This window comes from Micromonospora sp. bgisy143, assembly GCF_057708145.1.
In genome coordinates this window covers 79,773-106,283 of record NZ_JBYIRN010000009.1, presented here as the reverse complement: position 1 = coordinate 106,283, position 26,511 = coordinate 79,773, and the positions used below count along the sequence as shown (strand labels likewise).

The 26,511-nt window shown below is 73.7% G+C and carries 24 protein-coding genes; 8 read left to right on the top strand and 16 right to left on the bottom strand.

The features are described 5' to 3' along the window. Positions 1-4: 4 nt before the first annotated feature. Together AC3EN4_RS13705 and AC3EN4_RS13700 are read right to left on the bottom strand one after the other, a co-directional pair. A complete protein-coding gene (locus tag AC3EN4_RS13705; RefSeq protein WP_435206263.1) occupies positions 5-763 on the bottom strand; it encodes a YidC/Oxa1 family membrane protein insertase in 759 nt (252 codons plus the stop codon). A gap of 96 nt (positions 764-859) precedes the next feature. Next, complete coding sequence (locus AC3EN4_RS13700; RefSeq protein ID WP_435206262.1) at positions 860-1,153, bottom strand: DUF6412 domain-containing protein; 294 nt, start codon at positions 1,151-1,153, stop codon at positions 860-862. Between the two features lie 173 nt (positions 1,154-1,326). Here AC3EN4_RS13700 and AC3EN4_RS13695 point away from each other — a divergent pair, with 173 nt between their 5' ends. From AC3EN4_RS13695 to AC3EN4_RS13685, 3 genes are all read left to right on the top strand, one after another. Next, positions 1,327-2,463 (top strand): carboxylate-amine ligase, encoded by a 1,137-nt coding sequence (locus tag AC3EN4_RS13695; protein ID WP_435206261.1) that lies wholly within the window; start codon positions 1,327-1,329, stop codon positions 2,461-2,463. Positions 2,464-2,489: 26 nt separating this feature from the next. Continuing rightward, a complete protein-coding gene (locus AC3EN4_RS13690) occupies positions 2,490-3,869 on the top strand; it encodes an FAD-dependent oxidoreductase (protein WP_422736695.1) in 1,380 nt (459 codons plus the stop codon). 71 nt (positions 3,870-3,940) lie between these two features. Continuing rightward, positions 3,941-4,909, top strand: coding sequence for a LacI family DNA-binding transcriptional regulator (locus tag AC3EN4_RS13685; RefSeq protein WP_422740812.1), 969 nt, complete (start codon positions 3,941-3,943; stop codon positions 4,907-4,909). A 430-nt stretch (positions 4,910-5,339) separates the two neighbouring features. Here AC3EN4_RS13685 and AC3EN4_RS13680 read toward each other — a convergent pair whose 3' ends face one another. The 4 genes from AC3EN4_RS13680 to AC3EN4_RS13665 form a co-directional block, all read right to left on the bottom strand. Next, a complete protein-coding gene (locus AC3EN4_RS13680; RefSeq protein ID WP_435206260.1) occupies positions 5,340-6,293 on the bottom strand; it encodes a carbohydrate kinase family protein in 954 nt (317 codons plus the stop codon). Further along, positions 6,290-7,555: an AGE family epimerase/isomerase gene (locus AC3EN4_RS13675; RefSeq protein ID WP_435206259.1), complete on the bottom strand. Its 1,266-nt coding sequence runs from the start codon at positions 7,553-7,555 to the stop codon at positions 6,290-6,292. Before AC3EN4_RS13675 ends, AC3EN4_RS13680 begins: the two co-directional genes overlap by 4 nt. 228 nt (positions 7,556-7,783) lie before the next feature. Continuing rightward, positions 7,784-8,209 (bottom strand): nucleoside deaminase, encoded by a 426-nt coding sequence (locus AC3EN4_RS13670; protein WP_435206258.1) that lies wholly within the window; start codon positions 8,207-8,209, stop codon positions 7,784-7,786. Positions 8,210-8,222: 13 nt separating this feature from the next. Further along, on the bottom strand, positions 8,223-9,107 hold the full coding sequence (locus tag AC3EN4_RS13665) for a fructosamine kinase family protein (RefSeq protein ID WP_488179827.1): 885 nt from the start codon (positions 9,105-9,107) through the stop codon (positions 8,223-8,225). Positions 9,108-9,180: 73 nt separating this feature from the next. On the opposite strand from AC3EN4_RS13665, the gene AC3EN4_RS13660 reads away from it, so the two are divergent. Next, a complete protein-coding gene (locus AC3EN4_RS13660) occupies positions 9,181-10,047 on the top strand; it encodes an aminoglycoside phosphotransferase family protein (RefSeq protein WP_435206256.1) in 867 nt (288 codons plus the stop codon). A 9-nt stretch (positions 10,048-10,056) separates the two neighbouring features. Here AC3EN4_RS13660 and AC3EN4_RS13655 read toward each other — a convergent pair whose 3' ends face one another. Beyond that, on the bottom strand, positions 10,057-10,866 hold the full coding sequence (locus AC3EN4_RS13655) for an Fpg/Nei family DNA glycosylase (RefSeq protein WP_435206255.1): 810 nt from the start codon (positions 10,864-10,866) through the stop codon (positions 10,057-10,059). A 154-nt stretch (positions 10,867-11,020) separates the two neighbouring features. Here AC3EN4_RS13655 and AC3EN4_RS13650 point away from each other — a divergent pair, with 154 nt between their 5' ends. The 3 genes from AC3EN4_RS13650 (at position 11,021) to rocD (ending at position 14,410) form a co-directional block, all read left to right on the top strand. Next, positions 11,021-11,890, top strand: a complete 870-nt coding sequence (locus AC3EN4_RS13650) for a thrombospondin (protein ID WP_435206254.1) — start codon at positions 11,021-11,023, stop codon at positions 11,888-11,890. Positions 11,891-12,380: 490 nt separating this feature from the next. Then, positions 12,381-13,196, top strand: coding sequence for a dimethylargininase (ddaH, locus tag AC3EN4_RS13645; RefSeq protein ID WP_435206324.1), 816 nt, complete (start codon positions 12,381-12,383; stop codon positions 13,194-13,196). Continuing rightward, positions 13,196-14,410: an ornithine--oxo-acid transaminase gene (rocD, locus tag AC3EN4_RS13640; RefSeq protein ID WP_435206323.1), complete on the top strand. Its 1,215-nt coding sequence runs from the start codon at positions 13,196-13,198 to the stop codon at positions 14,408-14,410. The genes ddaH and rocD overlap by 1 nt, the downstream gene beginning before the upstream one ends. Before the next feature lie 104 nt (positions 14,411-14,514). On the opposite strand, the gene AC3EN4_RS13635 is transcribed toward rocD, so the two are convergent. The 7 genes from AC3EN4_RS13635 to AC3EN4_RS13605 form a co-directional block, all read right to left on the bottom strand. Continuing rightward, positions 14,515-15,669, bottom strand: a complete 1,155-nt coding sequence (locus AC3EN4_RS13635) for an FHA domain-containing protein (RefSeq protein WP_435206253.1) — start codon at positions 15,667-15,669, stop codon at positions 14,515-14,517. Next, positions 15,666-15,959, bottom strand: a complete 294-nt coding sequence (locus AC3EN4_RS13630) for a 4a-hydroxytetrahydrobiopterin dehydratase (protein WP_435206252.1) — start codon at positions 15,957-15,959, stop codon at positions 15,666-15,668. Before AC3EN4_RS13630 ends, AC3EN4_RS13635 begins: the two co-directional genes overlap by 4 nt. Before the next feature lie 69 nt (positions 15,960-16,028). Then, entirely contained in the window at positions 16,029-17,081 is a 1,053-nt protein-coding gene (locus tag AC3EN4_RS13625; RefSeq protein WP_435206251.1) for a fatty acid desaturase family protein, read from the bottom strand. A gap of 137 nt (positions 17,082-17,218) precedes the next feature. Continuing rightward, a complete protein-coding gene (locus AC3EN4_RS13620; protein ID WP_435206250.1) occupies positions 17,219-20,731 on the bottom strand; it encodes an SCO7613 C-terminal domain-containing membrane protein in 3,513 nt (1,170 codons plus the stop codon). A gap of 48 nt (positions 20,732-20,779) precedes the next feature. Continuing rightward, positions 20,780-21,100: a divalent-cation tolerance protein CutA gene (gene cutA, locus AC3EN4_RS13615; protein ID WP_422736707.1), complete on the bottom strand. Its 321-nt coding sequence runs from the start codon at positions 21,098-21,100 to the stop codon at positions 20,780-20,782. A 9-nt stretch (positions 21,101-21,109) separates the two neighbouring features. Next, positions 21,110-22,126, bottom strand: coding sequence for a 1-acyl-sn-glycerol-3-phosphate acyltransferase (locus tag AC3EN4_RS13610; RefSeq protein WP_435206249.1), 1,017 nt, complete (start codon positions 22,124-22,126; stop codon positions 21,110-21,112). Then, positions 22,126-22,959 (bottom strand): patatin-like phospholipase family protein, encoded by an 834-nt coding sequence (locus AC3EN4_RS13605; RefSeq protein ID WP_435206248.1) that lies wholly within the window; start codon positions 22,957-22,959, stop codon positions 22,126-22,128. The genes AC3EN4_RS13610 and AC3EN4_RS13605 overlap by 1 nt, the downstream gene beginning before the upstream one ends. A gap of 165 nt (positions 22,960-23,124) precedes the next feature. Here AC3EN4_RS13605 and AC3EN4_RS13600 point away from each other — a divergent pair, with 165 nt between their 5' ends. Beyond that, entirely contained in the window at positions 23,125-24,606 is a 1,482-nt protein-coding gene (locus tag AC3EN4_RS13600; protein ID WP_435206247.1) for a serine/threonine-protein kinase, read from the top strand. A 16-nt stretch (positions 24,607-24,622) separates the two neighbouring features. On the opposite strand, the gene AC3EN4_RS13595 is transcribed toward AC3EN4_RS13600, so the two are convergent. Both AC3EN4_RS13595 and AC3EN4_RS13590 read right to left on the bottom strand, forming a co-directional pair. After that, a complete protein-coding gene (locus AC3EN4_RS13595; protein ID WP_435206322.1) occupies positions 24,623-25,678 on the bottom strand; it encodes a glycosyltransferase family 4 protein in 1,056 nt (351 codons plus the stop codon). Between the two features lie 141 nt (positions 25,679-25,819). Then, positions 25,820-26,479 (bottom strand): BON domain-containing protein, encoded by a 660-nt coding sequence (locus AC3EN4_RS13590; RefSeq protein ID WP_435206246.1) that lies wholly within the window; start codon positions 26,477-26,479, stop codon positions 25,820-25,822. Between the last annotated feature and the right edge of the window lie 32 nt (positions 26,480-26,511).

Sequence of the window (26,511 nt, the reverse complement as noted above, 5' to 3'; positions counted from 1 at the left end):
GTGATCAGGGCACCTGTTGGCCTGCGGCGGGTGCCGGCGCCGCCTGTGGGCGGCGCAGCACCACCTGCTCCAGCGCCGACCACGCCGTCGTCGTCACCAGGTAGATCACGGCGGCGAGCGGCAGCACCAGCGCCACCAGCACGGTCGTGAACGGCAGCAGGGGCAGCAGCCGAGCGAGTGTGGCCGCGCCCGGCCCCTCGGTGGGCGTACCGGCCACCGTGCCGACCGCCGCCGACGCGCGCCGCGCCCGCCGCGAGGACCACCAGGCCAGCGCCAGCAGCAGGACCAGCAGACCGGCGAAGAGCGGTCCGGCCGCGCCGGCCAGCCCGTCGCCGAGGTGGTGACCCAGCGGTACGCCGGCCAGCCGCTCGTCGAGCAGTCCGGTACCGCCCTCGTCGGTGGCGAACAGTCGGTACAGGACCAGCAGGAACGGCGCCTGGATCAGCAGCGGCAGGCAGCCGGCGACCGGGTTCGCGCCGGCCGAGCGGTACAGCGCGAACACCTCGCGCTGGAGGGTCGCCGGGTCGTCGGCGTACCGCTGCTGTAGCTCGCGGACCTGCGGGGCGAGCGCCGCGCGGCGCCGCTCGCCGCGGACCTGCGCGACGGTCAACGGTGTGATCAGCAGCCGGACGGCGACGGTGAGCAGCACGATGGCGGCGACGGTCGCCGCGCCGCCGGCCAGCGGTTCGAGCAGGTCGGTGAGCCAGGACAACGCGGTGCCGGCGACGCCGACGACGGTGTGCAGTGGTGCGAAGGCGAGCATGGGAAACCCCTCGGTCCGATTCCGGTGGGTCCTTGCGCCGTCGTGGACGGCACGAAGGACCGATGACGGTGGGATCGGCCGCGTGGCGACGGGTCGCTACGCGGCGAGGGGGCGTCCGGGTGCGCGGGGGCGGGGTCGTCCGGCGGCGTCCGGATCGATCTGGCGGGGTGTGCGGCGGCCCCGGGCCCGGGCGCGCAGCCCGGCCCAACGTCGGGCGATCCCGGGCGCGCGTGCCGCGCCGAGCGGATGCGCGGCGAGCAGCGCGGCGACCAGGACCAGGGCGGTCAGCGCGGCCCCGGCCAGCAGGTCGGCCGGACGGTCGGCGAGCAGGCCGAGCTGGGCGAACGCGGACATCCACGTGGCCCAGAGGAATCCCAGCAGCACCGGCACGGGCTCAGCATAGGACCCGGTGTCACGTCTCCCGGCCGGATCGCTGACGGCCCGGGGCCGACACGCGGGGACGGCGTGCCGTCACCACGTTTCCGGGCGTTACCACCGTGGGTAACCACACGTCCGACCGGCGCGGACGGACCGCGAGCGGCAGAAACGGACGGTGGTGCGCGATGACGGGGCAGGTGGCGGAGGCACCCGACGGGACGACCGCGGGGACCGATGTGCTCACCGTTGGTGTCGAGGAGGAGTTCCTGCTCGTCGACCCGCACACCGGCACCGCGGTACCCGCCGTCGACCTCGTGCTGGAGCAGGTCCCGGCGGAACTGCGCGGTCAGGTGGAGCGCGAGTTCCAGACCAGCCAGATCGAGATCGGCTCGCCGCCCGGGCTGGAGCTGTCGTCGATCCGGCACTCTCTCGGCGTACTCCGTAAGGCCCTTGCCGACGCGGCCGAGCGGGCCGGCGTGCGGCTGCTGGCCATCGGCACCGGCCCGGTGGACGGCCCGGTGCCGCCGGTCGTGGACAAGCCCCGCTTCGACCGGATGATCGAACGGTTCCGGCTGCTCGTACCCGGCCCGGGCAACAACGGCATGCACGTGCACGTGGGCGTCCCCGACCCGGAGACCGGCGTGCAGGTGCTCAACCACGTCCGGCCCTGGCTGCCGACGCTGCACGCCGTCACCACCAACTCGCCGTTCGCCGGGGGCGAGGACACCGGCTACGCGAGCTGGCGGTCGGTGGAGTGGGAGCGCTGGCCGTCGGTCGCGCCGACGCCCTGGTTGGAGTCGCACGAGCACTACCAGCGGCTGATCCGTCAGTTGATCTCCAGCGGGGTGATGCTGGACGAGGGGATGCTCTACTGGTACGCCCGGCTGTCGGCCAAGTACCCGACCGTGGAGCTGCGGATCGGCGACGTCTGCCCGACGGTCGACGACGCGGTGCTGGTCGCCGCGTTGGTCCGGGCTCTGGTGGCCACCGCCATGGACGACGTCGCAGCCGGCCGGCCGGCGCTGCGGACCGACCACCACCTGCTGGTCGGCGCGCACTGGCGGGCCGCGCACGACGGCCTGGAGGGCGACGGGGTGGACGTCACCACGGGCGAGGTGCGGCCCGCATGGGAGCTGCTGGACCGGTTCGTGGAACGGCTACGGCCGGCGCTGGAGCGGCACGGCGACTGGGCCGAGGTGTCCGACCTGCTGGGTGGGCTGCGCCGACACGGCACCGGCGCGGCCCGGCAGCGGGCCGTGTACGCCCGTACCGGACGGCTCGTCGACGTCGTGCAGGACGTGGCGCGACAGACCCGCGGCTGAGCGCGCCCGCGTGACAGGATGATCCTGTGGCGCAACGACTGATCGTCATCGGTGGGGACGCCGCCGGCATGTCGGCGGCGTCCCAGGCACGTCGCCGCCGCGACCGGGACGACCTGGAGATCGTGGTCTTCGAGCGGGGTCACTTCACCTCCTACTCGGCCTGCGGTATCCCGTACTGGATCAGTGGGCTGGTGCCCGGTCCGGAGCATCTGATCGCCCGTACCCCCGAGGTGTTCCGCGACAAGTTCGACATCGACGTGCGGATGCGCCACGAGGTGACCGCCATCGACCTGGAGCGGCGCGAGGTGGTCGCCCGGGACCTGGACCACGGCGGCGAGATCCGGGAACGCTTCGACGACCTGATGTACGCGACCGGCGCGACACCGACCCGGCCCCCCTGGGCGCAGGTGGACGTGGCGGGCGTGTTCGGCATGCAGACCCTCGACGACGGCGCGGCGCTGCGCGACTGGCTGGATGCCGAGCCGAAGCCCCGCCGGGCGGTGGTGGTGGGCGGCGGCTACATCGGCGTGGAGATGGCCGAGGCGATGATGCAGCGAGGGCTGTCCGTCACGCTCGTCGAGCAGGCGTCGCAACCGATGTCGACGGTGGACGCCGACATGGCCGAACTCGTCGCCGAGGCCATGCGCGGCCTCGGCATCACCATCCGCAGCGGCCTGTCGGTGACCGGCCTCGACCAGCGGGACGGCCGGGTGTCCGCCGTGGTCACCGTCGAGGGGCCGATCCCGACCGACGTCGTGGTCCTGGGTCTCGGCGTACGCCCCAACGTCGGCCTCGCGGAGGCCGCCGGGCTGCCGCTCGGGCCGACCGGCGCGGTCCGGGTGGACCGGCGGATGCGGGTCCCCGGGTTCACCGGTGTCTGGGCGGCCGGCGACTGCGTGGAGACCCTGCACCGGGTCAGCGGCATGCCGGTGTACATCCCGCTGGGCACCCACGCCAACAAGCAGGGCCGGGTGGCCGGCATCAACATCGGTGGCGGGTACGCCACCTTCACCGGTGTGATCGGCACGGCGGTGACCAAGGTCTGCGAGCTGGAGGTCGGCCGGACGGGCCTGCGGGAGCGGGACGCCACGGAGGCCGGCTTCGACTTCGTCTCGGTGATCGCCGAATCGACCAACCGGGCCGGCTACTACCCCGGCGCCCGACCGATGACGGTCAAGCTGATCGCCGAGCGCCCCAGCGGCCGGCTGCTGGGCGCGCAGATCGTCGGCTGGTCCGAGGCGGCCAAGCGAATCGACACGCTGGCCGTCGCGTTGTGGAATGGCATGACCGTGGACGACATGACCGCACTGGACCTGGGCTACGCTCCGCCGTACGCGCCGGTCTGGGATCCGGTGCTGATCGCCGCCCGAAAGGCGGTCGACACGCTCGCCGCCCTTGATCGCTGACCGCGCCCGCCGTGGAGGTCCACCCCGTGACCCAGACCCCGACCAGGCCCGCCGCGCGCCGACGTCCGACCATGGTCGACGTCGCCCGACACGCCGGAGTAAGCCTGAAGACGGTGTCCCGGGTGGTCAACGACGAGCCGGTGGGTCAGGAACTGCTCGGCCGGGTGCTGGCCGCCATCGCCGAGCTGGGTTTCCGCCGCAACGACATCGCGCGCAACCTGCGCTCCCGGCAGCTCAACGCCACGGTCGGGCTGCTCATCGAGGAGATCGCCAACCCGTTCTACGCCACGATCGCGAGCGTGGCGGCCGAGATCGCCGCCGCGCACGGCACGATGCTGATCACCGCCTCCTCGGAGGAGGACCCGGAGCGCGAACGCGCCGTCCTGCAGGACTTCACCCAGCGCCGGGTCGACGGGCTGCTGGTCGTGCCGGCCGGCCCGGACCACTCGTTCCTGCGGCGTGAGGTCGAGCTGGGCATGCCGGTGGTCTTCCTGGACCGGCCACCGCAGGGGCTGCTCGCCGACACGGTGCTGCTGGACAACTCCGGCGGCGGCCGGGCCGGCGTCGGGGCGCTGCTCGACGAGGGGCACCGGCGCATTGGTCTGCTGCTCGGTGCGCCCAGCGTGCCCACCATGCGCGAGCGGCTGGCCGGCGCCCGATCGGCCCTGGCCGACGCCGGGATCGAGCCCGACGAGTCACTGGTACGCGACCGCCTGATCGCCCCCGAGGACGCCGGACGGGCGGTCGGCGCGCTGCTCGACTCCCCGAACCCGCCCACCGCCTTCTTCTGTGGCAACAACCGGCTCACCGTCGGCGCGTTGCAGGAGTTGCACCGCCGGGGCAGCGACGCGGCGCTTGTCGGCTTCGACGATTTCGAACTGGCCCACCTGATGCCCCGCCCGCTGACCGTCGTCGCGTACGACACCCGCGAACTGGCCCGGGTAGCCACCGAGCGCCTGTTCCAACGCATCGCCGGCGACGACAGCCCCCCGTCAACAACGGTCCTTCCCACCCGCCTCCTACGCCGAGGCCTCCCCTAACCCGCGCGCCCCCACGCTGCCCCCGGCCCGGCCCGGCCCTCGCGCCGATCTTGCACTTTCTGTCGTTGATCTGCGCGCAAATGCACCTTTTGTCGCAGCAGAAAACGCAAGATCGCGGGGGTGGGCGACGTGCACGCGCCCACACCCACCCGGACCCCTCGCGATCTTGCACTTTCTGTTGTCGCTCTGCACAGAAGTGCACCGTTTGTCGCAACAGAAAGTGCAAGATCGCGAAGGTCTCGGGGTGACGGCCCCGGCGATCATGGACTTGTGGTGCCTCGTATATGCCGCAAAACACTACGGAACGCCCATCATGAGTCCATGATCGACCCGGGCAGGGCGGGACGGGCAGGGCGGGACGGGCAGGGCGGGCGGGGCGGGCGGGCAGGGCTGCGCGGGCAGGGCGGGGCGGGTAGGGCGCGGGGCGCGTTTAGCGCGGGGCTGCCAGGAGGGCTTGCAGCTCTGCTTGGGTTGGGGGGTTGGCGCCTCGGCGGGCGCAGGTCAGGGCGGCGACCGTCGCCGCCTGGCGGAGCACCGTCGTCCACTGCTGCTCGGTCACGGCGGCGAGCCGGTCGGCGGGACGGTCGCCGAGCGCGTCGATGTCGGCCAGGGCGGCCAGCAGACCGCCGGTGAACGAGTCGCCCGCGCCGACGGTGTCGACCACCGTGGTGGGTACGGCCGGCTGCTCGTGGAGCACGCCGTTCGGGGCGAGCAGCCAGGCGCCGTCGCCACCCCGGGTCACCACCGCGCAGGACACCCCGGCCTCGCGCCACTCGGCCATCACGTCGGCGATCGAGCGGTCCGGGTAGAGCCAGGCCAGGTCCTCGTCGCTGGCCTTGACCAGGTGCGCGAGGGGTACCTGCCGGCGTACCCGCTGCTGCTCGGCGGCCCGGTCCGTGACGATGCTCGGGCGCAGGTTGAGGTCGATCGAGAGGGTGAGCGTGTCGCGTTCGCGTTCGCGGGCGAGCAGCCCTTCCAGCACCTGCGCGCCGGGGTCGAGCGCGAGGGCGAGCGACCCGGTGTGCAGGGCCGTCGCCGACGAGTCGGCAAGGTCGGGTAGCTCCTGCGCGGTCCACTGCCAGTCCGCCGCGCCGTCCAGCCGGAACTCGTAGCTGGCCTGGCCGGTGGCGTCGAGGGTGGCGACCGCCACCGAGGTTGGTTCGGGGGCGCGGACGGCCCACCGCAGGTCCACCTGGTTGGCCGCCAGGTGCTCGGCGATCTGCTGGCCGTACTCGTCGGGGCCGAGCCGGGCGAGCAGCCGTACCGGCTGGTCGAGCCGGGCCAGGGTGACCGCCACGTTGGCCGGCGAGCCACCGGGTACCGCGCGCTGCCCCTCGGGGGTGACCACCAGGTCGATGAGGGCTTCTCCCGCTACCACGATCATGCGGTCACCGTGCCCGGGGCGAGCGGGCCGGGGCCGCCGAGAGCGTCGGCCGAGCGGGACAGCAGCACCGCCTGGTACGCGTGGTAGACGTCCGGTCGACCGTGCCAGACCGTGTCGGCGGGCAGGTTCCGCTCGTCCAGCTCGTGCCGCCAGCCGGTGCCGTCGATCAGGTAGCGGCGCGCGTACGCCCAGAAGACCCGGTACCAGTCGGCGTAGCCGGCGTCCCCGGTGCGGCGGTAGAGGGTGATCGCCGCGCCGACGGCCTCGGCCAGCACCCAGTGCATCCGGGAGCGGACCACGGGCCGGTCGTCCCAGTCGATCGTGTAGACGAAGCCGTCCGCGCCGTCGACCGCCCAGCCGCGTCGTAGGGCGGCGGCGAAGAGGGTACGGGCGTCGGCGAGCAGCCAGCCCGGCGGCTGCGGCAGGACGGCTTCCAACTCCAGGAGCAGTCGGGCCCACTCCAGCCAGTGGCCCATCGTCGAGCCGTACGGCCGGAACGGGTCCGCGGGCTGGTCCCGGTTGTAGTCGAGCAGCGGCGTCCAGTCGGCCGTGAAGTGCTCGGGCAGTCGCCAGTCGTGCCGGGCGGCCTCGGTGTGCACGAGGTGGGTGGCGATCCGCAGGGCGCGGTCGGTCCAGCTCGGGTCGCCGGTGGCGGCGGCAGCGGCGAGGTACGCCTCGACCATGTGCATGCTGCTGTTCGCGCCGCGGTAGTCCTCGGTGACCGTCCAGTCGCGGTTCCACGACTCGCGGACCGCGCCCGCCTCGTCGTCCCAGAACCGGTCCAGGACCACGCTGAGCGCGTCGGCGAGCAGCCGGTCCGCGCCGGGACGTCCGGCCCGGGCGGCGCTCGACGCGGCGAGCAGCACGAAGGCGTGGTCGTAGCCGGCCTTGCGCTCGTTGATCGGCGTGCCGTGCTGGTCCACGGCGCTGAACCAGCCCCCGTACCGGTCGTCACGCAGCAGCGTGTCGAGCGCGGCGATGCCGTGGTCGACGATCGCGGCGGCGTCCGGGTCGCCGTTGCGGTGGGCGAGCGCGGCCACGTGGGTCATCCGACAGGTGATCCAGGTGTAGACGGCTTCACCCCGGTCCGGGGTCCGGTCGTCGGTCAGCCACCAGAAGCCGCCTTCGGGCCGGACCGACCGGCGGGCCGTGTCGAGCAGCGTGCGGGTCTGGTCGGCGAGGAACCCGTCCAGGTCGGGCAGGTCGGGCACCTCTGCCGGGGCAGGGGTCGGTTCGGCGTCGAAGCGGGGCGCGTCGGTCATCTCAGCTGGTCACCGTCGAGGAGCGAAGGGGCATACGGCAAGGATCGGCGGACGGACCGGGTCCGCGCCGGAAAACCCGCTAACGGTACGCCCGGAACCGGCCGGCCGACGTGGGTACGGCGCGACAGGGATCATGAGGAACATCATCCCGTTTGCCCGTTGACATCGTTGTCACCCCCCTCAACCCTGCTCCGGCAGCCGGCTCACTGTCAATTCGCGCCCAGATCCCTAGTAGTGGTCGTCGATCGGCCGACGCGCCTCCTCGAACAGCGCCGGCCCCTCGTAGCGCACCGGAGGCAGCGCCGGGGTGGCCGGCTTGACCGCTTCGAACTGCTCGCTGGAGAGCGCGTACACCACCCGGCCGAGACCGGAACGGTCGATCGCCGTCGCACACATCGGGCAGGGCTGGCAACTCGTGAACATGGTGGTGCCGGCGGCCACCTCGGTGGACAGCTCCCGGGCGGCCCAGCGGGCCAGCTTCAGCTCCGGATGGGCGGTGATGTCCGAGTCCGAGACCACGGTGTTGTGGTCCTCGATGAGGACGACACCGTTCGCGTCGACCAGCAACGAGCCGAACGGCCGTTCGCCGGACGCGCCGGCCTGGCTGGCGATCTCCACGGCACGGCGGAGGAACTTCTCGTCGTCGGGTGTCACGGGGCCTCCTGGGTCACGTCCTGCTGCGGAACGGTGCGAGCGTGGCACGGATCTGGTCGGCCGCGCCCCAATCGTCGTCGAACTGGGCCAGCACCGCGAGGTGCTGTCGCAATTGGACGATCGGCATCCGGGCCTGCCAACCGTTGTCGAGCGACGTCAGTTCGGCGTAGACGTCGAAGAACCGCCGCGCCTCCGGCGGGGGCGACGTCGTCCAGACGTGCGCGAGGTCGACCTCGGCCCACAGGTACGACACCGCCGGGTCGATCAGCGCCGGCTCCCCGTCCGGGGTGGCCAGGATGTTCTGCGCCCACAGGTCACCGTGGGTGAGGCAGGCCGGCCGGACCGGCAGCAGCTCGGGCAGCCGGGCGCAGAGCCGTTCCAGCGCGGCCCGGTCCTCCCGGTCGAGTGCGGCGTCCACACGGGGCTCGCCGAGCCAGCGGAGCAGCCGGTGCTGCGCGAAGAACGCGAACCCGTCGTCGTGCCAGGTGTTGACCTGCCGGCGACGCCCCAGCCAGTTGTCCCGGTGCCACCCGAAGCGCGGATGGGTCGTGCTCAGGTGCAGGTGGGCCAACAGGTGCGCGAACCGCTCCCAGAACACCTCACTGCTCGGCCGTGGTCGCAGCATCGACAGCACCAGCACGTCCCGGTCCGCGCGGATCACGTCGGGCGTGGCCACACCGCCCAGGTCGCGCAGCGCGGCCAGCCCGTCGGCCTCGGCGTGGAAGACGTCGTCGGCCGGCGTCTCGGCGAACGCCTTGACGAACACCGGCGGCGCATCCCGGCGGGTGGCGATGCCGGCGAGCGCCGCGAGCCCGCCCGCCGCCGGCTCGACCGCGACGACATCGCGCATCCCGGCGCGCAGCAGGGTCTCCCGCAGGAACGGTCCCGGTCGCACCACGACAGGCTCCCGGATCTCCGATCAGGTGTCCACCCCGTATGGCCCACTCCCCCGGCACGGGCAGGATGGCGGGATGGAGCTGCCCGAGGGACTTGGTTGGGTACGCGCGTCGGCGGTCGGCCGGGCCTGGCTGACCGCGCTGCCCACGCTGGTGGCGGAGTGCGCCGAGCGGTGGTCGCTGCGCCTCGGTCCGCCGTTCCGGTACGCGTACGCCTCGGTGGCGCTCCCCGCCGACCTGCCCGATGGCACGCCGGCGGTGCTCAAGATCCAGTTCCCGGACCAGGACAGCCGGCACGAGGCTCACGCGCTCGCCCACTGGGACGGCGACGGCGCGATCCGGCTGCTCGCTCACGACGTCGAGCGGCGCGCGCTGCTGGTGGAGCGCTGCCGCCCCGGTACGCCCCTGCACGAGCTGCCGATGGACCGGGCCCTGGACGCGGCGGTCGAGCTGCTGCCCCGGCTCTGGCGACCGGCCGGCGCGCCGTTCACCCCGCTCGCCGAGGAGGCCGCCGGCTGGCTGGACCGGATACCGCGGAGCTGGGAACGGGCCGGCCGACCGTACGAGCGGCGGCTCCTCGACGCGGCGCGCGCCCTGCTGGTCGACCTGTCGGCGAGCCAGGGCGAGCAGGTGCTCGTCAACCAGGACCTGCACGCCGGCAACGTGCTCGCCGCCGAGCGCTCCCCCTGGCTGGCGATCGACCCGAAGCCGCTGACCGGTGAGCGGGAGTTCTCGGTGGTGCCACTCGTACGCGGTCCGGAGCTGGGGCACTCGCCGGCCGCCGTCCGGCACCGGCTCGACCGGCTCAGCGCCGACCTCGGGCTGGACGTCGAGCGGGTCCGGGGCTGGACGATCGGCCACTGCCTGGCCTGGAGCATCGCCGACGAGGTCGTCTTCACGCACCAGATCGAGGTGGTCCGCTGGCTGCTCGGCGGCGAGTGACGTCGAGGGTCAGCCGGTCTGGCAGGTACGGCACCAGTAGAGGTTGCGGCCGACCAGGTCGCCACGACTGACCTCGGTGCCACAGATGTGGCAGGGGTCACCGGCGCGGCGGTAGACGTACACCTCGCCGCCGTGACGGTCGACGCGCGCCGGCCGACCCATCGCCTCGGGCAGGTGGGCGTCGCGGACGGTGTCGATCCGACCCTGCGCCAGGGCGAGGCGCATCAGCGCGACCAGGTCGACCCAGAGCGCGTCCCAGCCGGCCCGGGTGAGCGCCCGACCGGGCATCGTGGGCGGCAGCCCGGCCCGGAACAGCGCCTCGGTCACGAAGATCAACCCCGTGCCGGCCACCACCGACTGGTCCAGCAGCAGCGCCGCGAGGGGCGTCGGGCTGCGGGAGATCCGGACGTACGCCCGCTCGGGGTCGGCGTCGGCGCGCAGCGGGTCCGGGCCGAGCCGGGCGCGCAGGGTGTCGACCTCGGGCGGGGTGAGCAGTTCACAGGCGGTCGGACCGCGCAGGTCCAGCCAGTGCCGGTCACTGGCGAGCCGCAGCCGCACCTGGCCGACGGGCTCGGGTGGCGTTCCGGAACCGTCGGTGAACTTGCCGTACAGCCCGAGGTGCACGTGCAGGGTCACCTCGTCGGCGAAGTGGTGCAGCAGGTGCTTGCCGTACGCCTCGGTGCCTTCCAGGACGGTGCCGGAGAGCCGCGCGGCGCCCTCGGCGAAGCGGCCCTGCGGGCTGGCGGCGTGCAGCTTGTCACCGGCGAACAGCTCGGCGTGCCGGGCCGCCAGGCGGTGGATCGTGTGTCCCTCTGGCACGGGTGCCAAGGATAGCCAGCCATGTCGGGGCGGCCGCCACGCCGGCCGTACCCGGAATCGGTGTCAGGAAACACCCAAGTGGGTATTTCGGGGTCGCAGCGCGTGGGTGCCACCCCTGAACGTCGGCCACCACGCAGTCAACAGGAGGTGTGTAGTGGTCAGGATTCCTTCGCTGTCCCGGCGGTCCGAGCAGACGCCGACCCGGGACGAGAACATTGACAATCGCGATACCACGGTCACCGAGGCGGACCGGGTCGGCGACACCGACGGTCGACCGGTCGGCACCGACCGGGACGCCGACCGGACGACGTACCGCAGCACCACGGCGACCGGCGACGCCACGGCGACCGCCGGACGGACCGGGCGCACCGGCGAGGCCGAGCGGCGGGCCGCGGAGCGCGCGGCCGTGGCCCGTGCCGCCACCGCCCGGCCGGCGGAGACCGAGACCGCCCGCACCACGGAGGGCGAGAACCGGTCCGCCGCTGCGCGGCCGGTCGACGGCAAGGCGGGCGCCGCCGCGACGGCGGTCGCAGCCCCGACCATCGAACGCGACAAGGACCTCGACGGTACGACCACCCGGCGGCCCGAGCGCGACACCGACCTCGACCGGACGACGACCACGCGGCCCGACGCGACCGACCGTCCGCTCGACACCACCCTCGGCCGCGACACCGAGCCGACGCCGGTGACGCGCGGCCCGAAGCCGCGGGCCAGCCTGCTGGCCACCTTCGGCCTGATCGTCTCCGTGGTCGGCGCGCTGTTCGTGCTGAGCGGCACCCTGGCCGGGTACGGCATCGGGCTCGGCGCGGTCGGCGCGGTGCTCTCGGTGCTCGGCCTGATGGCGACCCGCCGCCGGCACGTCGCCGGCAAGACCGACGCGCTGTTCGGCATCCTCATCGGGCTCGCGGCCGTGGTGATCGGCGTGCTGGCGATGACCGGTCAGTTCGTGTGGCCGACCACGGACGGCGACTGGGTGCAGCGCCTCCGCGAGTGGCTTGACTCACAGTTTGTCGACCGTTTCTAGCGGGCACTGTTCGGCTCGCCGGTGGTGCACCGGCGAAGAGCCGGCGGTTCGCCGGCAGCCCGAAGGTGGTTCACCAGCAGGGCGACACCCTTTCAGGGGCGGCGATTCGCCGCCCCTGAAGTGCGTCCGGGGGCCGCACATCGGCTCGCATGGTCGACTCCCGGAGAAGACCTCGCGGGCACCCCTCCCTCCCCCTTTCCGTCTTTGCTCTGCTTCAACCGGCGCAACAGCGAGGCACCGAAACTGTTGCGGCGGTTGAAGCAGAGCAAAGGGTGTGCGCGCACCCCTCGCGCCCCGCGCCAACCGCGGGCCGCCGGCCTGTTCACACAACGAATCGCAGCCGAGCACCCCTCATACGCAACGAATCTGCGATCTGCGCAACCCTCGGTGGTGGATCCTGCCGCTGACGCCGCATAACGTTGAGCAACGGCGCCAGCCCGTGGGCCACGGTGGCCGGGCGCGCCCGACCCCTGGGAGCAGGACAATGACGATGGACGCCACCAGCCAGCGCCTCCTGATGTGCCGGCCGACGTACTTCGCCGTCGACTACGCCATCAACCCCTGGATGGACCCGAGCGCGCCGGTCGACGCCGCGCTGGCCGTCCGGCAGTGGGAGCAGCTTCGCCAGACGTACCTCGACCTGGGCCACACCGTCGAAGAGATCACTCCGGTGCCCGGCCTGCCCGACATGGTCTTCGCCGCCAACGGTGGCACCGTGATCGACGGCAAGGCGATGGCCGTGCAGTTCCGCGACCCGCAGCGCGCCGACGAGGCGCCGGCCTACCGGGCCTGGTTCGAGGCCGCCGGCTTCGAGCTGTACGACCCGAAGCACGTCAACGAGGGTGAGGGCGACGTCCTGCTGGCCGGCGACCACCTGCTGGCCGGTACCGGCTTCCGGACCGCGCACGCCGCGCACGCCCAGTTGCAGGAGGTCTTCGGCTACCCGGTAATCACCATGCAGCTCGTCGACCCGCGCTTCTACCACCTGGACACCGCGTTGACCGTCCTCGACGAGCGGACCGTGGCGTACCTGCCGGAGGCGTTCTCCCCCGGCAGCCAGGCCGTGCTGCGCCGACTCTTCCCCGACGCCGTGCACGCCACCATGGCCGACGCCGAGGTGCTGGGCCTGAACGCGGTCAGCGACGGACGGCACGTGGTGCTGCCCGCGCAGGCCACCGACCTGGCCGCCAAGCTGCGCGACCGGGGCTACGAAACCATCGGGGTCGACCTCTCCGAGCTACGCAAGGCCGGCGGCGGACCGAAGTGCTGCACGCTGCGACTCCGTCAGGGAAAGGCAAGCAAGTGATCGTGGACGACAAGCTGCGTACGCCGGGAGCGGTCCGGGACGCCGAGCGCTGGACGGCGCACAACTACCACCCGCTGCCGGTGGTGATCTCGTCGGCCGAGGGCGCGTGGCTCACCGACGTGGACGGCAAGCGCTACCTGGACTGCCTCGCCGGCTACTCGGCGCTCAACTTCGGTCACCGGCACCCGCAGCTCATCGCCGCGGCGCACGCCCAACTGGACCGGCTGACGCTGACCAGCCGCGCCTTCATCCACGACCAGTTCGCCGACTTCTGCCGGGAACTGGCCGAGCTGTGCGGCAAGGACCTCGTGCTGCCGATGAACACCGGCGCCGAGGCCGTGGAGACCGGCATCAAGGTGGCCCGCAAGTGGGGTTACCAGGTCAAGGGCGTACCGGCCGGCCAGGCGAACATCATCGTGGCCGACGGCAACTTCCACGGGCGGACCACCACCATCGTCAGCTTCTCCACCGACGAGGACGCCCGCGCCGACTTCGGGCCGTACACCCCGGGCTTCACGGTCGTCCCGTACGGCGACCTGGACGCCCTCACTGCCGCGATCGACGACAACACCGTCGCCGTGCTGCTGGAGCCGATCCAGGGCGAGCAGGGCGTGGTGGTGCCGCCCGAGGGCTACCTGCCCGGCGTACGCCAGGTCTGCACCGACCGGAACGTACTGTTCATCGCCGACGAGATCCAGTCGGGTCTGGGGCGTACCGGCCGTACCTTCGCCTGTGACCACGAGGGCGTCGTACCGGACATGTACCTGCTGGGCAAGGCGCTCGGCGGCGGCATCGTGCCGGTCTCCGCGGTGGCCGCGAACAGCGACGTGCTCGGTGTGCTCAAGCCCGGCCAGCACGGCTCCACCTTCGGCGGAAACCCGCTGGCCTGCGCGGTGGCCACCGAGGTGGTCCGGCTGCTGGCGACGGGCGAGTTCCAGCGCCGCTCGGCCGAACTGGGCGAGCGGCTGCGGGCCGGCCTGGAGGGGCTGCTCGGCAAGGGCCTCGTGGGCGTACGCGTCCGGGGCCTCTGGGCCGGTCTGGACATCGACCCGGCGCTGATGAGCGGACGCGAGGCGTGCGAGCGGCTGATGGCGCGCGGCATCCTCGCCAAGGACACCCACGGCTCGACCATCCGCCTGGCCCCACCCCTGGTCATCACCGAGGAGGAGATCGACCAGGCCATCAAGACCCTCACCGAGGTCCTGGCCGCCTGACACCCGCCCCGTTGATCATGAAGTTATTGCCCGCCACATCGGCGTGTCGTGGCGATAACTTCATGATCGACGCGGGTGTCCGGGCCCGGTTGGCGCGGGGTGGGTCAGGGGCGGGGTAGGCGCATCGCCATGGTGGGGGCCTCGGCCATCACCGAGGTGGGGGTGAACGGGGCGCCGGTGGGCAGTTCCTCGGCGCGGCCGATCTGCACGCCGGGGTACAGCTCGATCATGTCGTTCTCGCCCAGCACCCGGGACTGCTGCGGGGCGAGCGGAATCCGGTCCGACTCGGTCATCGAGCCGGCCGGTCGGATGCCCGAGCCGTTGGTGCTGATGTCGGTCACGATGACCTCGCCGACCCGCAGCTCGAAGCGGACGTGACCCCGGCTGATCCACCGCCGGGCCTCGTCGTTGAGCCACTGCCCGAGCATGATCCCGCCCTCCTGCTCGGGTGCCCGGCCGGCCACGATGGGCTGCTCCTCGCTCAGCACGAACCGCCGCCGGACCAGGCCGCCGACGCGTACCGCGAGCACCTCCGTACGCGGACGCGGACCGACGTCACCGAGCCGCGCGCCGTGCCGGGGGCAGGTCGGTACGCCGTTACGCAGCGAGGGCGGCGGCTGCGCGGCCGGGCTGCGGTCGGCGCCGCCGGCGAGGTCGGCGAACGCGCCACCCCCGCCACCGCTGCCGAACAGCGCGCACCCCGACTCCGGGCACCGCCACTGGCGGGCCAGCAGCTTCGCCCCGGTGGGCGAGCGCTTGCCGGCGACCGGGGCGCGCCCGCCGCCGACGTGCGCGATGAACACCGGACCGCCCGCGCCCGGCACCGGTGCGACCACCCGGCCGGGCTGCTCGACCAGCCATGGGAACCGCCCGCGCAACCCGTCGAACCGGACCCGGGTGAGCACCGGCACACCCAGCAGGTCGGCCACCTCCAACATCCGGTCGCCCGGATTGTCGAGCACCTCGACCAGCCCGTCGTCCGCCCAGCGACGCACCACCATCCGCTCGTTGGAGGTCAGGTCGGCGTCGGAGAGCAGCGCCCGGTGCACGATCGCGTACACCTGGACGCTGTCCTCCTCCAGCTCGCGGGAGAGCGCGTCGATGACCATGCCGAGGCGCAGCAGGCTCGCCGGCCGACCGCCGTCGATGTCCTGGTAACGGATGATCTCGGCCAGGTCGAGCACCGCCCGGGCCAGCGACGGATCGGTGCAGACCCGCCCCTCGATGGCGTCCAGCACCTTGCTGATCTCGAATCTCATGCCGCGCTCCGGACGATGTCGTCAATCCGCCTGGCCAGCTCGAAGTCCCGGTGGGTGACCCCGCCGGACGAGTGCGTGACACAGCGGAAGGTCAGGGTCCGCCATCGGATGTCGATGTCGGGATGGTGGTCGAGTTCCTCGGCCACCGCCGCCACCCGGTCAACCACCGCGATGGCCTCCAGGAAACTGCTGAGCTGGGCGGTCCGGCCGATGCCGGTCGGGTCGCCCGACCAGTCGGACAACCCGCCCAGCTCTTTCCGCACCGCGTCCGCGGTGAGCAGGTCTGCCATGACCAGACCCTACCGGTGGCGCGTCCGACGGGTCGGACGCGCCACCGGTGGACGGCACAGCGGGACGCGTCAGCCGCGCAGCGGCCGGCCCACCTCGTGCAGGTGAGCGAGCGCCTGCCGGTACGACTCGACCAACCCCGTCTCCGCGTATGGAATGCCCTGCTCGGCGCAGTAGGCGCGCACGATCGGCTGCGCCCGGCGCAGGTTGGCCCGGGGCATGTTCGGGAACAGGTGGTGCTCGATCTGGTAGTTGAGCCCGCCCAGCGCGGTGTCGACCAGCCGGCTGCCCCGCACGTTGCGCGAGGTCAGGACCTGCTTGCGCAGGAAGTCCAGCTCGTCCTCGGCGGTCGGCATCGGCATGCCCTTGTGGTTCGGCGCGAATGCGCAGCCCATGTAGAGGCCCCACAGCCCCTGATGCACGGCGGCGAAGAGCAGCGCCTTGCCGGGCGACATGACCGCCAGCAGCAGCCCCGCGTAACCGATCGTGTGCGCGGCGAGCAGCATCGCCTCGACCGCGCGGTGCCGCATCGGGGTGGCGTACCGGCCGTCCGGCCCCCGGCCGACGATCGCGCGGATGCTCGCCACGTGCAGGTTCAGGCCCTCCAGCAACAGCATCGGAAAGAAGAGGTACGCCTGCCGGCGGGCCAGCCACCGGCCGAACCCCCGGGTGCCCAGCGCCTGCTCGTACGTCCACACCAGGGCGCCCGCGCCGACGTCCGGGTCCTCGTCCTCGTGGTTCGGGTTGGCGTGGTGCCGGTTGTGCTTGTCGACCCACCAGCCGTAGCTGAGCCCCACCGCCGCGTTGCCGGCGACCAACCCGACCAGTTCGCTGGGAAGGCGACGACGGAACATCTGGCGGTGTCCCGCGTCGTGGCCCAGGAACGCGACCTGGGTGGTGGCGACCGCCAGCACGGCCGCGAGCGCCACCTGCCACCAGGAGTCGCCGACGAGCGCCACGGCGACCCAACCGGCCACGAACGCGCCGAGGGTGAGCACGATCCGGGCGACGTACGAGGCGGGCCGCCGTTCCAGCAGGCCGGCCTGACTGACCCGTCGGGACAACTGTGCGTAATCACTTCCCCGCCGTCGCACCGGCCGTTCCGCCACCGCTCCGAGCGCCATCGCTGTTCCCCCGTTCGACGTTGGGCCCTCACCGGCTGGTCCGGGCGCACTGTCAACTCTCGCCGGATCCGTTGCGCTGAGTAACCCTGGGAACCCCCGAACCGGGGGTAGGGCGGGCCCTACCCCCGGCACCGGGCTCAGCCCAGTCGGGCCACCGCGGAGCGCAGCCGGGCCAGGTCGCGCCGCCGCCGCTCGTAGCTGGCGGCCAACCCGATCAACGCCAACCCGCCGACGCCCAGGTAGATCCACCGGGGCAGCAGATCCCAACTCCGGGCCAGTTCGTGCAGCGCCAGCACCGCCAGCACGCCGCCGCCGACCAGCACCGGCGCCTGCCAGCGGCGGCGGGCCCCGGCCAGCACCACACCCAGCGCCGCCACCCCGAGCAGCAACCGCCGCCACGGCTGCGGGTCCGAGCCGGCCAGCACCGACGCCAGGCTCGGCAGCAGCGCCGCGGCGAGCCCCGGACCGAGCGCCGGCCAACTGGTCAGCCCCGGCCGGGTCCGCAACGCCACCAGCCCCGCGCCGACGGCGAGCGCCCCGGCCGGCAGGGTGTACGCCTCCAGCACGGTCACCCCGCCCGCCGCGAGCAGCACCCACGCCCCGATCAGCTCGCTACCGGCGGCGATGGCGGCGAACCGCCACCGTCGACCGGCCGGCTCGCTCCGCCGCAGCAGCCGCAGCGCCACGGCCGCCCCCCACAGCACGCAGACGGTCGCGAGAGGCCGGGCCGACTCGACGGCGAGCACCGCCGCCACCAGCGCCACCGCCTGCGCGGCGGCGTCCAGCACCCGACCGACCGCCACCCGCCGGCCGCTCGCGAGGGCTGCCGCCGCGAGGACGAGCACGGCCACCCCCAGCAGCGGGTACGCCGCCGCCCGCACCGGCTGCCCGGCGGCGAGCGGCGCCGTCACCGCCAACGCGCACGCGGCGCCCACCGCCGCGACGCTGCCGGCGACCCGTACCGCGCCGACCCGCGCCCCCACGGCGACGACCACGGCCGCCACCAGGAGCGCGCCCTCGGCGGCGAGCGTGCCGGGCCGGGTGGCCAGGAGCCCGGTCACCCCGGCCACGACGAGCACCGCTCCCGTCGGCACGACGATCGACGCGAGCGCCGGCCGGGGCGTGACCAGAGCGGCGAGCAGCAGCGCGGACACCCCGGCGAGCAGGATGGCGGCCGGCAGCACCGGCCAGGGCGCGCCCACCGCGACGAGCAGCACCGGCAGCGCGGCGGCGGCGAACGGCACGGCGGTCAGCACCGGTGGGCGTACCCGCGAACCGGCCGCCGCCACCGCCAGCGCGACGAGCGCCAGCCCGGCGGGGAACAGTCCTCGGTCGGCGGCGGCGGTCGGCGCGCCGGACCAGACCGGCCCCGGGATGCCGTACGGCGCGATCAGCGCCTTCCCGATCGCCGGCAGCGCGGCCAGCACCGCGACCCCCGCCAGCACCACCCCCGCCGCTGCCAGCAGCCCCGCGGGGCCGGCCGCTGCCGATCCCCCGATGGTCGCCGGCCCCCCGACCGCCACCCCGCCGGCCTCGGCCGGCTCGCCCGTCGACTGCTCCACCGGCACGGCCGTCTCGTCGGCGGACGTCGACGGGTCGCCCCAACGGGCGACGAGCGCGACGCCCAGCGCCGCCAGCGCGGCGTACAGCGACACCGGCTCGTCCCCCGCCGCCAGCAGCGGCGCGACTCCGGCCGCGAGCACCGCGACCACCCCGCCCGTCACCGCGTACCCCAGGAGGTCGGCCCGACGACCACGCACCGCGAGCGTCGCGACCAGCGACAGCCCGGCGGCGACCAGGGCCACCCGGGTCTGCCACCACGGCGGCGCACCGGCCGCGAACAGCGCCGCCGCTGCCAGACCGGGCAGCGTGAGCTGCGCGACCAGCAGACCCCCGCCCGCCACCGCGCGGTACGCCCCGGTCCCCCGCCGCGCCGCCACCGCGACCCCGAGCACCGTCCCGACGCCCAGCACCACCACCACGCCGACCGGATCGGCAAACGCCACCAGCAGCGCGTGCCCGAGCAGGACCGCGCCACCGGCCGCCCAGCCGAACAGGATCGCCGGCCGGGCGGCCGGACGGGCCAGCACGCCGAGCAGCAGCACGGACCCACCCACCAGGTCCACGGCCACCACCGTCGCCCACGACGCCGTCCAGCCGGCCGGGACGGCGAGCAGCACCGCCACCGCGCCCGCCGAGGCCAGCGCCACCCACGCGCGCCGGGGCAGCAGCGAGACGGTCGCGACCAGCGCCAGCGCCACGGCGGGCGCCACCTGCCAACCCCAACTCAGGTCCGGCCCCATCCGGGCCCCGTGCCACGGCGGCAGCGACCGGGCGGCGGCGGCCACCGCCAACCCGCCGGCGATCAACACGGCGAGCTGCGCCGTACCGGCCGCGACCAGCAGCGCGCCGGCACGCGGCCCGGTACGCCAGCCGACCGGGAGCAACCGCACCGCCCCGGCCAGGGCGAGCGCCACCGCTGACGCCGCGAGCAGCAGCAGCGACGGACGCAGTTCACCCACCGGGCGCAGCAGCGCGGCGGCGAGCACCGGAACCAGCAGCCCGCCGGCCACCGCCCGCAGCGCCGGACCGCCGACCAGCCACGCCGCGCCGACCCCCGTCACCGCGACCAGCAGCAACGGCGCGCCGGCCAGCAGTGGTGAGCCCGCCGCGTGCCCCAGCAGCAACGGCACCAGCGCACACGCGGCGGCGGCGACCAGCGCGCCGACGTGGCCCACCCCGGCGAGCACCCGACCGGCGAGCCGGACCCCGCTCTCCCCGTCGCCCAGCGCGACCAGCACCACCAGGTCGAGCAGGGCCACCCCGAGCAGCACCAGCGTCCAGCCGGACGCGCCGACCTCTGCTTCCGCCGCGAGCAGCGGCAGCACCGGCTGGCTCACCAGCAGGGCGGCGAACCAGGGACCCGCCAACCCACTGAGCCGCCCGTACCCGACGGCGACCGCCGCGCTGGCCCCCCCGGCCAGCGCGGCGTAGCGGCTACCCGGCCAGTCGGCCACCCCGCCCAGGTTCACCGACCAGGCGGCGTACCCGTCCAGCAACACCAGCAGCAGGCCCACCGCGGCGAACGTCTCCGCCGTCCCCCGCAGACCCCGCCGGACCGCCACCAGCGGGCCGGCCAGCACGAGAGCGGTGACCGCCGCCAGGATCAGAGCCCGGCCACCGACCCCCACGGCCGCCCAGGCCACCGCCGTAAAGACCACCGCCGCCGTACCGAGCAGGAGTCCACCCAGAACGAACAGCAGCCCCTGGACCGTCCGCGTCGAGGTCTCCGGCACGCCGGGCGGCAGCGCCCCCACGGCGCCACCCACCGGCGTCGGCGGGACGACCGCCGCCGCCGGCACGCTCGGCGTACCCGCCGCCACCTGCGCGCTCGGCGTCGCCGCCGCCACCTGCGCACGGACGACCGCCGCCAGCTCCGCACGGCGCCGCGAGGTCGCCGTCAACACGGCCGCCAACTCGGTGTACGTCCGGCGGGCCCGCTCGACCTCCGGTTCGAGTCGAGCCACCTCCCGGCCGAGTCGAACCACCTCGGCCGCGACCGGGTCCGGTGGGCGGCGGCAACCGGCACAACCGGCACTCAGATCGGCCGGGGCGCCGCAGGCGGGGCAGGGATAGCGGGTGTCGTCCACCCGGTCATCATCGAGAAGCCGGTGGGGTACGGCCCAGAGTAGGCGTACCTAGGGTCGGGTGTGGTCGTGCACCCAGGCCGCGTAGCCGGGGTCGCCACACTCCACCCTGGACACCAGAATCTCCGGCACCTCGTACGGATGGCTCACCCGGATCTGGTCCACCAGCGCGGCCAACCGGTCCGGTGCGGTCTTGAACTGCACGGACCACTCGGTGCTGGTCTCCACCCCGGAACGCCACCAGTAGGTGCTGTCCACCTGACCGCCGACCTGGGCACAGGCGGCGAGCCGCCCGGCGACGGCCGCGGCCGCCAGCACGTCCGCGACCGAACGCGCATCCACCACCGTCGTCACCACGCAGATCTGGTCCACGAGCGCACCCTACGCGGAGACCTCGCGATTAGCCGCGATCCACGTGTCGATCTGCGCCCACCAGTCGAAGAGCCAGTCGATGCGCTGCTGCCGTCCGGTGGGCACCTCCTCGGGCGGCACCGACCAGAACCGCATCACGATCCGCTTGTCCATGGGCAGCTCCCGCCACACGTCGCCGATGGTGAGCATCCGGTCCAGCCCGGTGTGTGCGACGAAGATGACCCCGGCGTCCGGTGCGGCGTCCAACGCGGCGAGCATCCCACCGGGCTGCGGGGCGAGCACGTGACGCATCCGTTCGGCGCGCCGCGCCATGCGTTCGAGGCCGAGCGAGCGCAGCCGGGCGATGGCGCGCAGTCGCCGCCTCGGGGTGAAGTTGCCGCCCTCCGGGAAGATCACGAAGGCGTCGTTGTCGTCCAGGCCGGTGGCCAGGTGCCCGACCTGGCGTACGGTCTCCTCGCCGCGATCCGCCGTGGGCGCGATGAACCGGTTGGGCAACCGGTTGAGCAGCACGTCGATCGCCGGATCCCACTGGAGACTGTCCTTCAGGACGATCCGCGGCTCCCGCTTGAACCAGTTGACCAGCCCGTGGATCAGGATGAACGAGTCGCCCGGCCCCGCGTGTCGGCACAGCACCAACTCGGGTCGGCCGGGCAGGGCGGTGTCCGGGTCGGTGCCAACCACGTCGATGGTCAGCCGCAGCGACCAGCGGGCCTGCCAGAACAGCACCCGAAGGAACCAACCGGCGAGCACGTAGTGCGCACGCTGGAAGGCCGGCGACCGGCTGCGCCAGCCGAAGCCGGAGGCCAGCCAGAGGACGAAGAGGGCGAGCAGCGCCGCGGCGTCCCAGACCAGGTAGACGCAGCCGATCCAGAGCAGCCGCAGCGGGCGGAAGCGGCCCGGGACCAGCGGTGACGCGGCCGCGGCCAGCAGCGCCCAGACCGGCAGCGTGGTCACCACGACGATCGCCAGCAGCACCACGGCGGGAGCGATCAACAGCCGCCGTAACCACCTGGGAGGCAGCGGCATCAGCGTGCCACGTGGGTGGCGAGGTAGCGGCGGGACGCGGTGTACGCCCGGCTGATCCGGCGGCCCACCGCCGCCATGTCCCGGTACGCCCACGGCGTGTCGTCGCGCGGATCGAGTCCGCCGGTCGGCAGGACGTGCACCTCCACCCCCTCGGGTAGCGCGGCCATCTCCCGGAAGAACCGGTGCCGGCGGGAGATCTCGAACGCCACCTGCGCGATCTCCCACGGTCGACGCGGCGGCGTCAGCTCCCGTTCGATCCGGCCCACCTGGAGGACGAATATCTGGCCGGCGCCCGCGGCCACCGCCTCGCCGATCGGGATGGAGTTGACGATGCCACCGTCGATGTAGTGCGCACCGTCGATCTCCTTGGGCGGGAGCAGGCCCGGCACGGACGCCGACGCCAACACCGCCGGCACCACCGGTCCGCTGGTGAACCAGTGCTCGGCGGCCCGCTCGATGTGCGCGGCGCAGCAGCGGAACGGCACCCGCAGGTCGGCGAAGGTGGTGTCCACGCCCAACTCGGATTCCAGCAGCCGGCGCAGCGGCCGGGGCGAGTGCAGGTGGGTACGGGCGGCGAAGCGGCGCAGTTGCCGGGCGACCGAGTCGCCGTACACCTCGCTGGCCTCGGGCGACGCCCAGAGCCGGACCAGCCGGTCGGTCACCGCCTCGGACGGGTCGGCGGCGACCAGCGCGCCGTTGACCGCGCCGATCGACGTGCCGAGCACCATGTCGGGCTGGATGCCGGCGCGGAACAGGGCGCGCAGCATGCCCACCTCGACGGCGCCGAGCACTCCGCCGCCGCCGAGTACGAACGCCACCGGTCCCGGAGCCATGTCCTCATCCTGGCACGGGCCCGCCGCCCACCTCACAGGCCGCCGTCACCGGACGGTCGGCGCACCCCAGCCACCGTCCGCCGACGATCCGTACCGTCGGCGTTGACAGGGTGGACACATTCGCGCAACCTGATACCGCTCCCACCCCGAGGGCAGGTGCGATCCGTGAAGGCAGCACTGCATCCGGGCCGCTTGCTGGCCCGCAGGTACCGACTCATCGACCAGATCGGTGCCGGCGGCATGTCGGTCATCTGGCGCGCGCGGGACGAGGTGCTCGACCGCTTCGTGGCACTCAAGGTGCTCGCCGCCTCGCTGGCCGCCGACGCGCGGTTCCGCGACATGGTGCGGGAGGAGGCACGCGCCGCCGCCCAACTGGTGCACCCGCACGTGACGTCGGTGCACGACTACGGCGAGACGGTCGACCCGGACGGCTCCATCACCTCGTTCGTCGTGATGGAGCTGCTCAGCGGCGAGGAGTTGGAGCTGCGGCTCACCGAGGGGCCGCTGCCGTGGCCCGAGGCCGTCGAGGTGGGCGCGCAGGTCGCCGACGCGCTGGCCGCCGCGCACCGGCTGGGCATCGTGCACCGGGACATCACCCCGGCCAACGTCATGATGACCGCGATGGGGGTGAAGGTCCTCGACTTCGGCATCGCCACCCGGATCGGCGCACCCGACGAGGACGAGGACGGCGGCACGTTCGGCACCCCGGCGTACGTCGCCCCGGAACGTCTCGACGGCGCGCCCGCCCAGCCCGCCACCGACGTCTACTCGCTCGGCGTCCTGCTGCACGAGGCGTTGACCGGACGGGTGCCGTACCCGGCGGACACCTGGGAGCAGCTCACCGCCGCGCTCGCCGAGGGTCCCGCGCCGACGCTGGCCGGCGTGCCGGAGCTGCCCGTCGAGGTCGCCCGGATCTGTCTGCGCAGCCTGGCCCGCGATCCGGCCGATCGACCGACCGCCCGGCAGGTCGCCGCCGTGCTGCGTGGCCACCTGCTGACGCCCGACCCGCCGACCGCCACGATCGCGGTGCCGACCCCGCCCCTGCCGGCGCAGCCGCCACCGCCGAGCGAGGCTCCGGGCGCGGCCGTCGGCGTCGTGACGGCGGTACGCGCCGGCGACCCGGTCCGGCCGCTGACGCCGCCCGGCCGGTCGCTTCGGCGACCGGCGCTGCTGTTGATCCCCGTGGTCCTGGCCGTCGCGGTGGCGCTGGCCGGCGTGGCCCTGCTCCCCGATGACAAGACCGTTCGTCAGGCCGGACCCGCGGCCGGGCCGACGACGCCCCCACCCAGTGCCCCGCCGACCGATCCGCCGACCACCGCACCACGCCAACCGGCGCCCTCGTCGGCACCGCCCACCGTGGCGTCCACCGCCGGGCCGGGCACCCTCGCCGAGGCCGCCAACCGGATCAACGGGTTGGTCGACGACGGCGTGCGGGACGGGGAGATCCGCAGCGACGTCGGCCTCGACCTGCGCCAATCGCTGGGCCAACTGGTCGTCGCCGTCGGGTCCGGCCGGGACGAGCTGGCGCCGTCGGTGGCCCGACTGCGCGAGAAGGTCACCGTCCGGCTCGGCGAGGGGGGAATCAGCCCGGCGTACGCGCAGCGGCTCGACGCCGCGATCGCCGAACTGGGCGCGGCACGGGTCTGATGCGGGGCGCGATCCGTCAGCGCACCGCGACGGTAGCCGTCCGCCGGACGTCCGGCCGTCCGAGGGCGAACCGCTGGAAGACCTCCTCATAGCCGTACGCCATCCGCTCGACCGAGAAGTTCTCGGCGACGTGCGCCACGCAGTCCTGCGGGTCCAGTTCCCGTGCGGCCAGCAGTGCGGCGGGCAGTTCCGCGGGCTCCCGGCAGACCAGCCCGGTACGTCCCGGACGTACCAGCTCGGGCACCGCGCCCCGGTCCAGCGCGACCACCGGCGTGCCGGTCGCCATCGCCTCGAGCATCACCATTCCGAACGGCTCGTCCCACTGGATCGGCATGATCAGGCAGCGGGCGTCGACGAGCATCCGTAGGGTCTCGGCCCGGTCGGCGTTGAAGACGACCGTCACGTCGTCGTCGACGAGCGGCGCGACGACCTGCTCGAAGTAGCGCCGCTCGGCCGGCTCGTTGCACTTGCCGGCCAGCAGCAGCGGCAGGCCCGCCTCCCGGCAGGCGCGGATGGCGACGTCCGGGCCCTTGTCCGGGCTGAACCGGGCCAGCCACAGCACCGGCCCCGGGCCGGGCGTGGTCTTGCGCGGAAAGCCCCGCAGGTCCAGCGCGTTGTGCACGGTCCCCGCCCAGGGCAGGCTGGTGTTGAGTCGACGTTGGGCGTGCGAGATGGCCACCAGGGCGACGTCCTCGTCGGCGTCGCCGAGCACGTCGCCGTACTCGCCCACCGGGTTGCCGTGCACCGTCGCCACCGTCGGCACCGACCGGCGGCCGGCCACCAGCGGGCCGATCGTGCTGTGGTCGTGGATCACGTCGAAGTCGGCGGGCGTGATCAGGCGGTTCACCCGGGCCAGGTGCGCCAGCTCCGGCAGTGACTCGCCGAGCCGCTCGTACTGCACCTCCGGCACGGTGGAGACGAACCCGCTGGCGGCGGTCCCGTGGTGGTCACCGGCGCCGAACAGCGTCACCGCGTGGCCGTGTGCCGTCAACGCGTCCACCAGGCCGGCCACCACCTGCTCCAGGCCGCCGTAGCCGGGCGGCGGCACGGACAGCCAGGGCGGGACCACCATCGCGATGCGCAACGACCGCTCCGGCGGGCGGTCAGCGGACGGGTGGTTCACGGCCACGAGTCCTCCCCGTTGGTCCCCCGGTCGGCATGGTTCGCGGCGGGTTCCCCAGGCGGCTTCCAATAAACCGGACAAGACGGACGCTTACCCGCCGACCAGGAGATGGTCGTGCACGACCCGGACACCCGGCGTCGACCACGCCACCCGCTCCACCTGGTCCCGTTCCCACCACGACCGGACCACCCCGGCCAGGACCAGCGTGTCGCCGTCCACCTCCACGGTCACCCGTTCCCCGCCGAGCGTCCGCGCCAGCGCGCGCTGGACGTCCTGTCGCGCCCGCTCGTCCGGCGGTGGCGTCGACGGTCGCACCTCGACGAGGTTCGTGATCCCCCGGACGCCGTCGAGGCGGCGCAACTCCCCCTCGGCGGCGCGGCGCTGCCAGCCGAACTCGACCTCGCCACGCAGCATCAACCAGCCGTTGGCCACGCTCACGTCGAGCCGCTCGGCAGGCACGAAACTGTCCCACTCGAGGGCGCGGGACGCGGCGAGGGCGATGTCACCGTCGGTACGCCCCGGAGTCCCCGGCAGCCGTACCTCGATCCCGTCGACCACCGCGCGTACCCCCCGGACCCGCTGGGCGCAGCGGGTGGCCGCCCACGCCTTGGCAGCGCCGTCGACGTACCCGGTCAGGGTGACGACCCCCTGGTCGACGATCACCCCGATCTCGTTCGGCAGCACCTGCGGATCCCAGGCCAGTTCAGCCAGGACGTCCCGCTGGATCCCCTGGTCGTCCACCCCGTTCATCGGCCCACCCCCGTACGTTCGCCGGCTCGCCC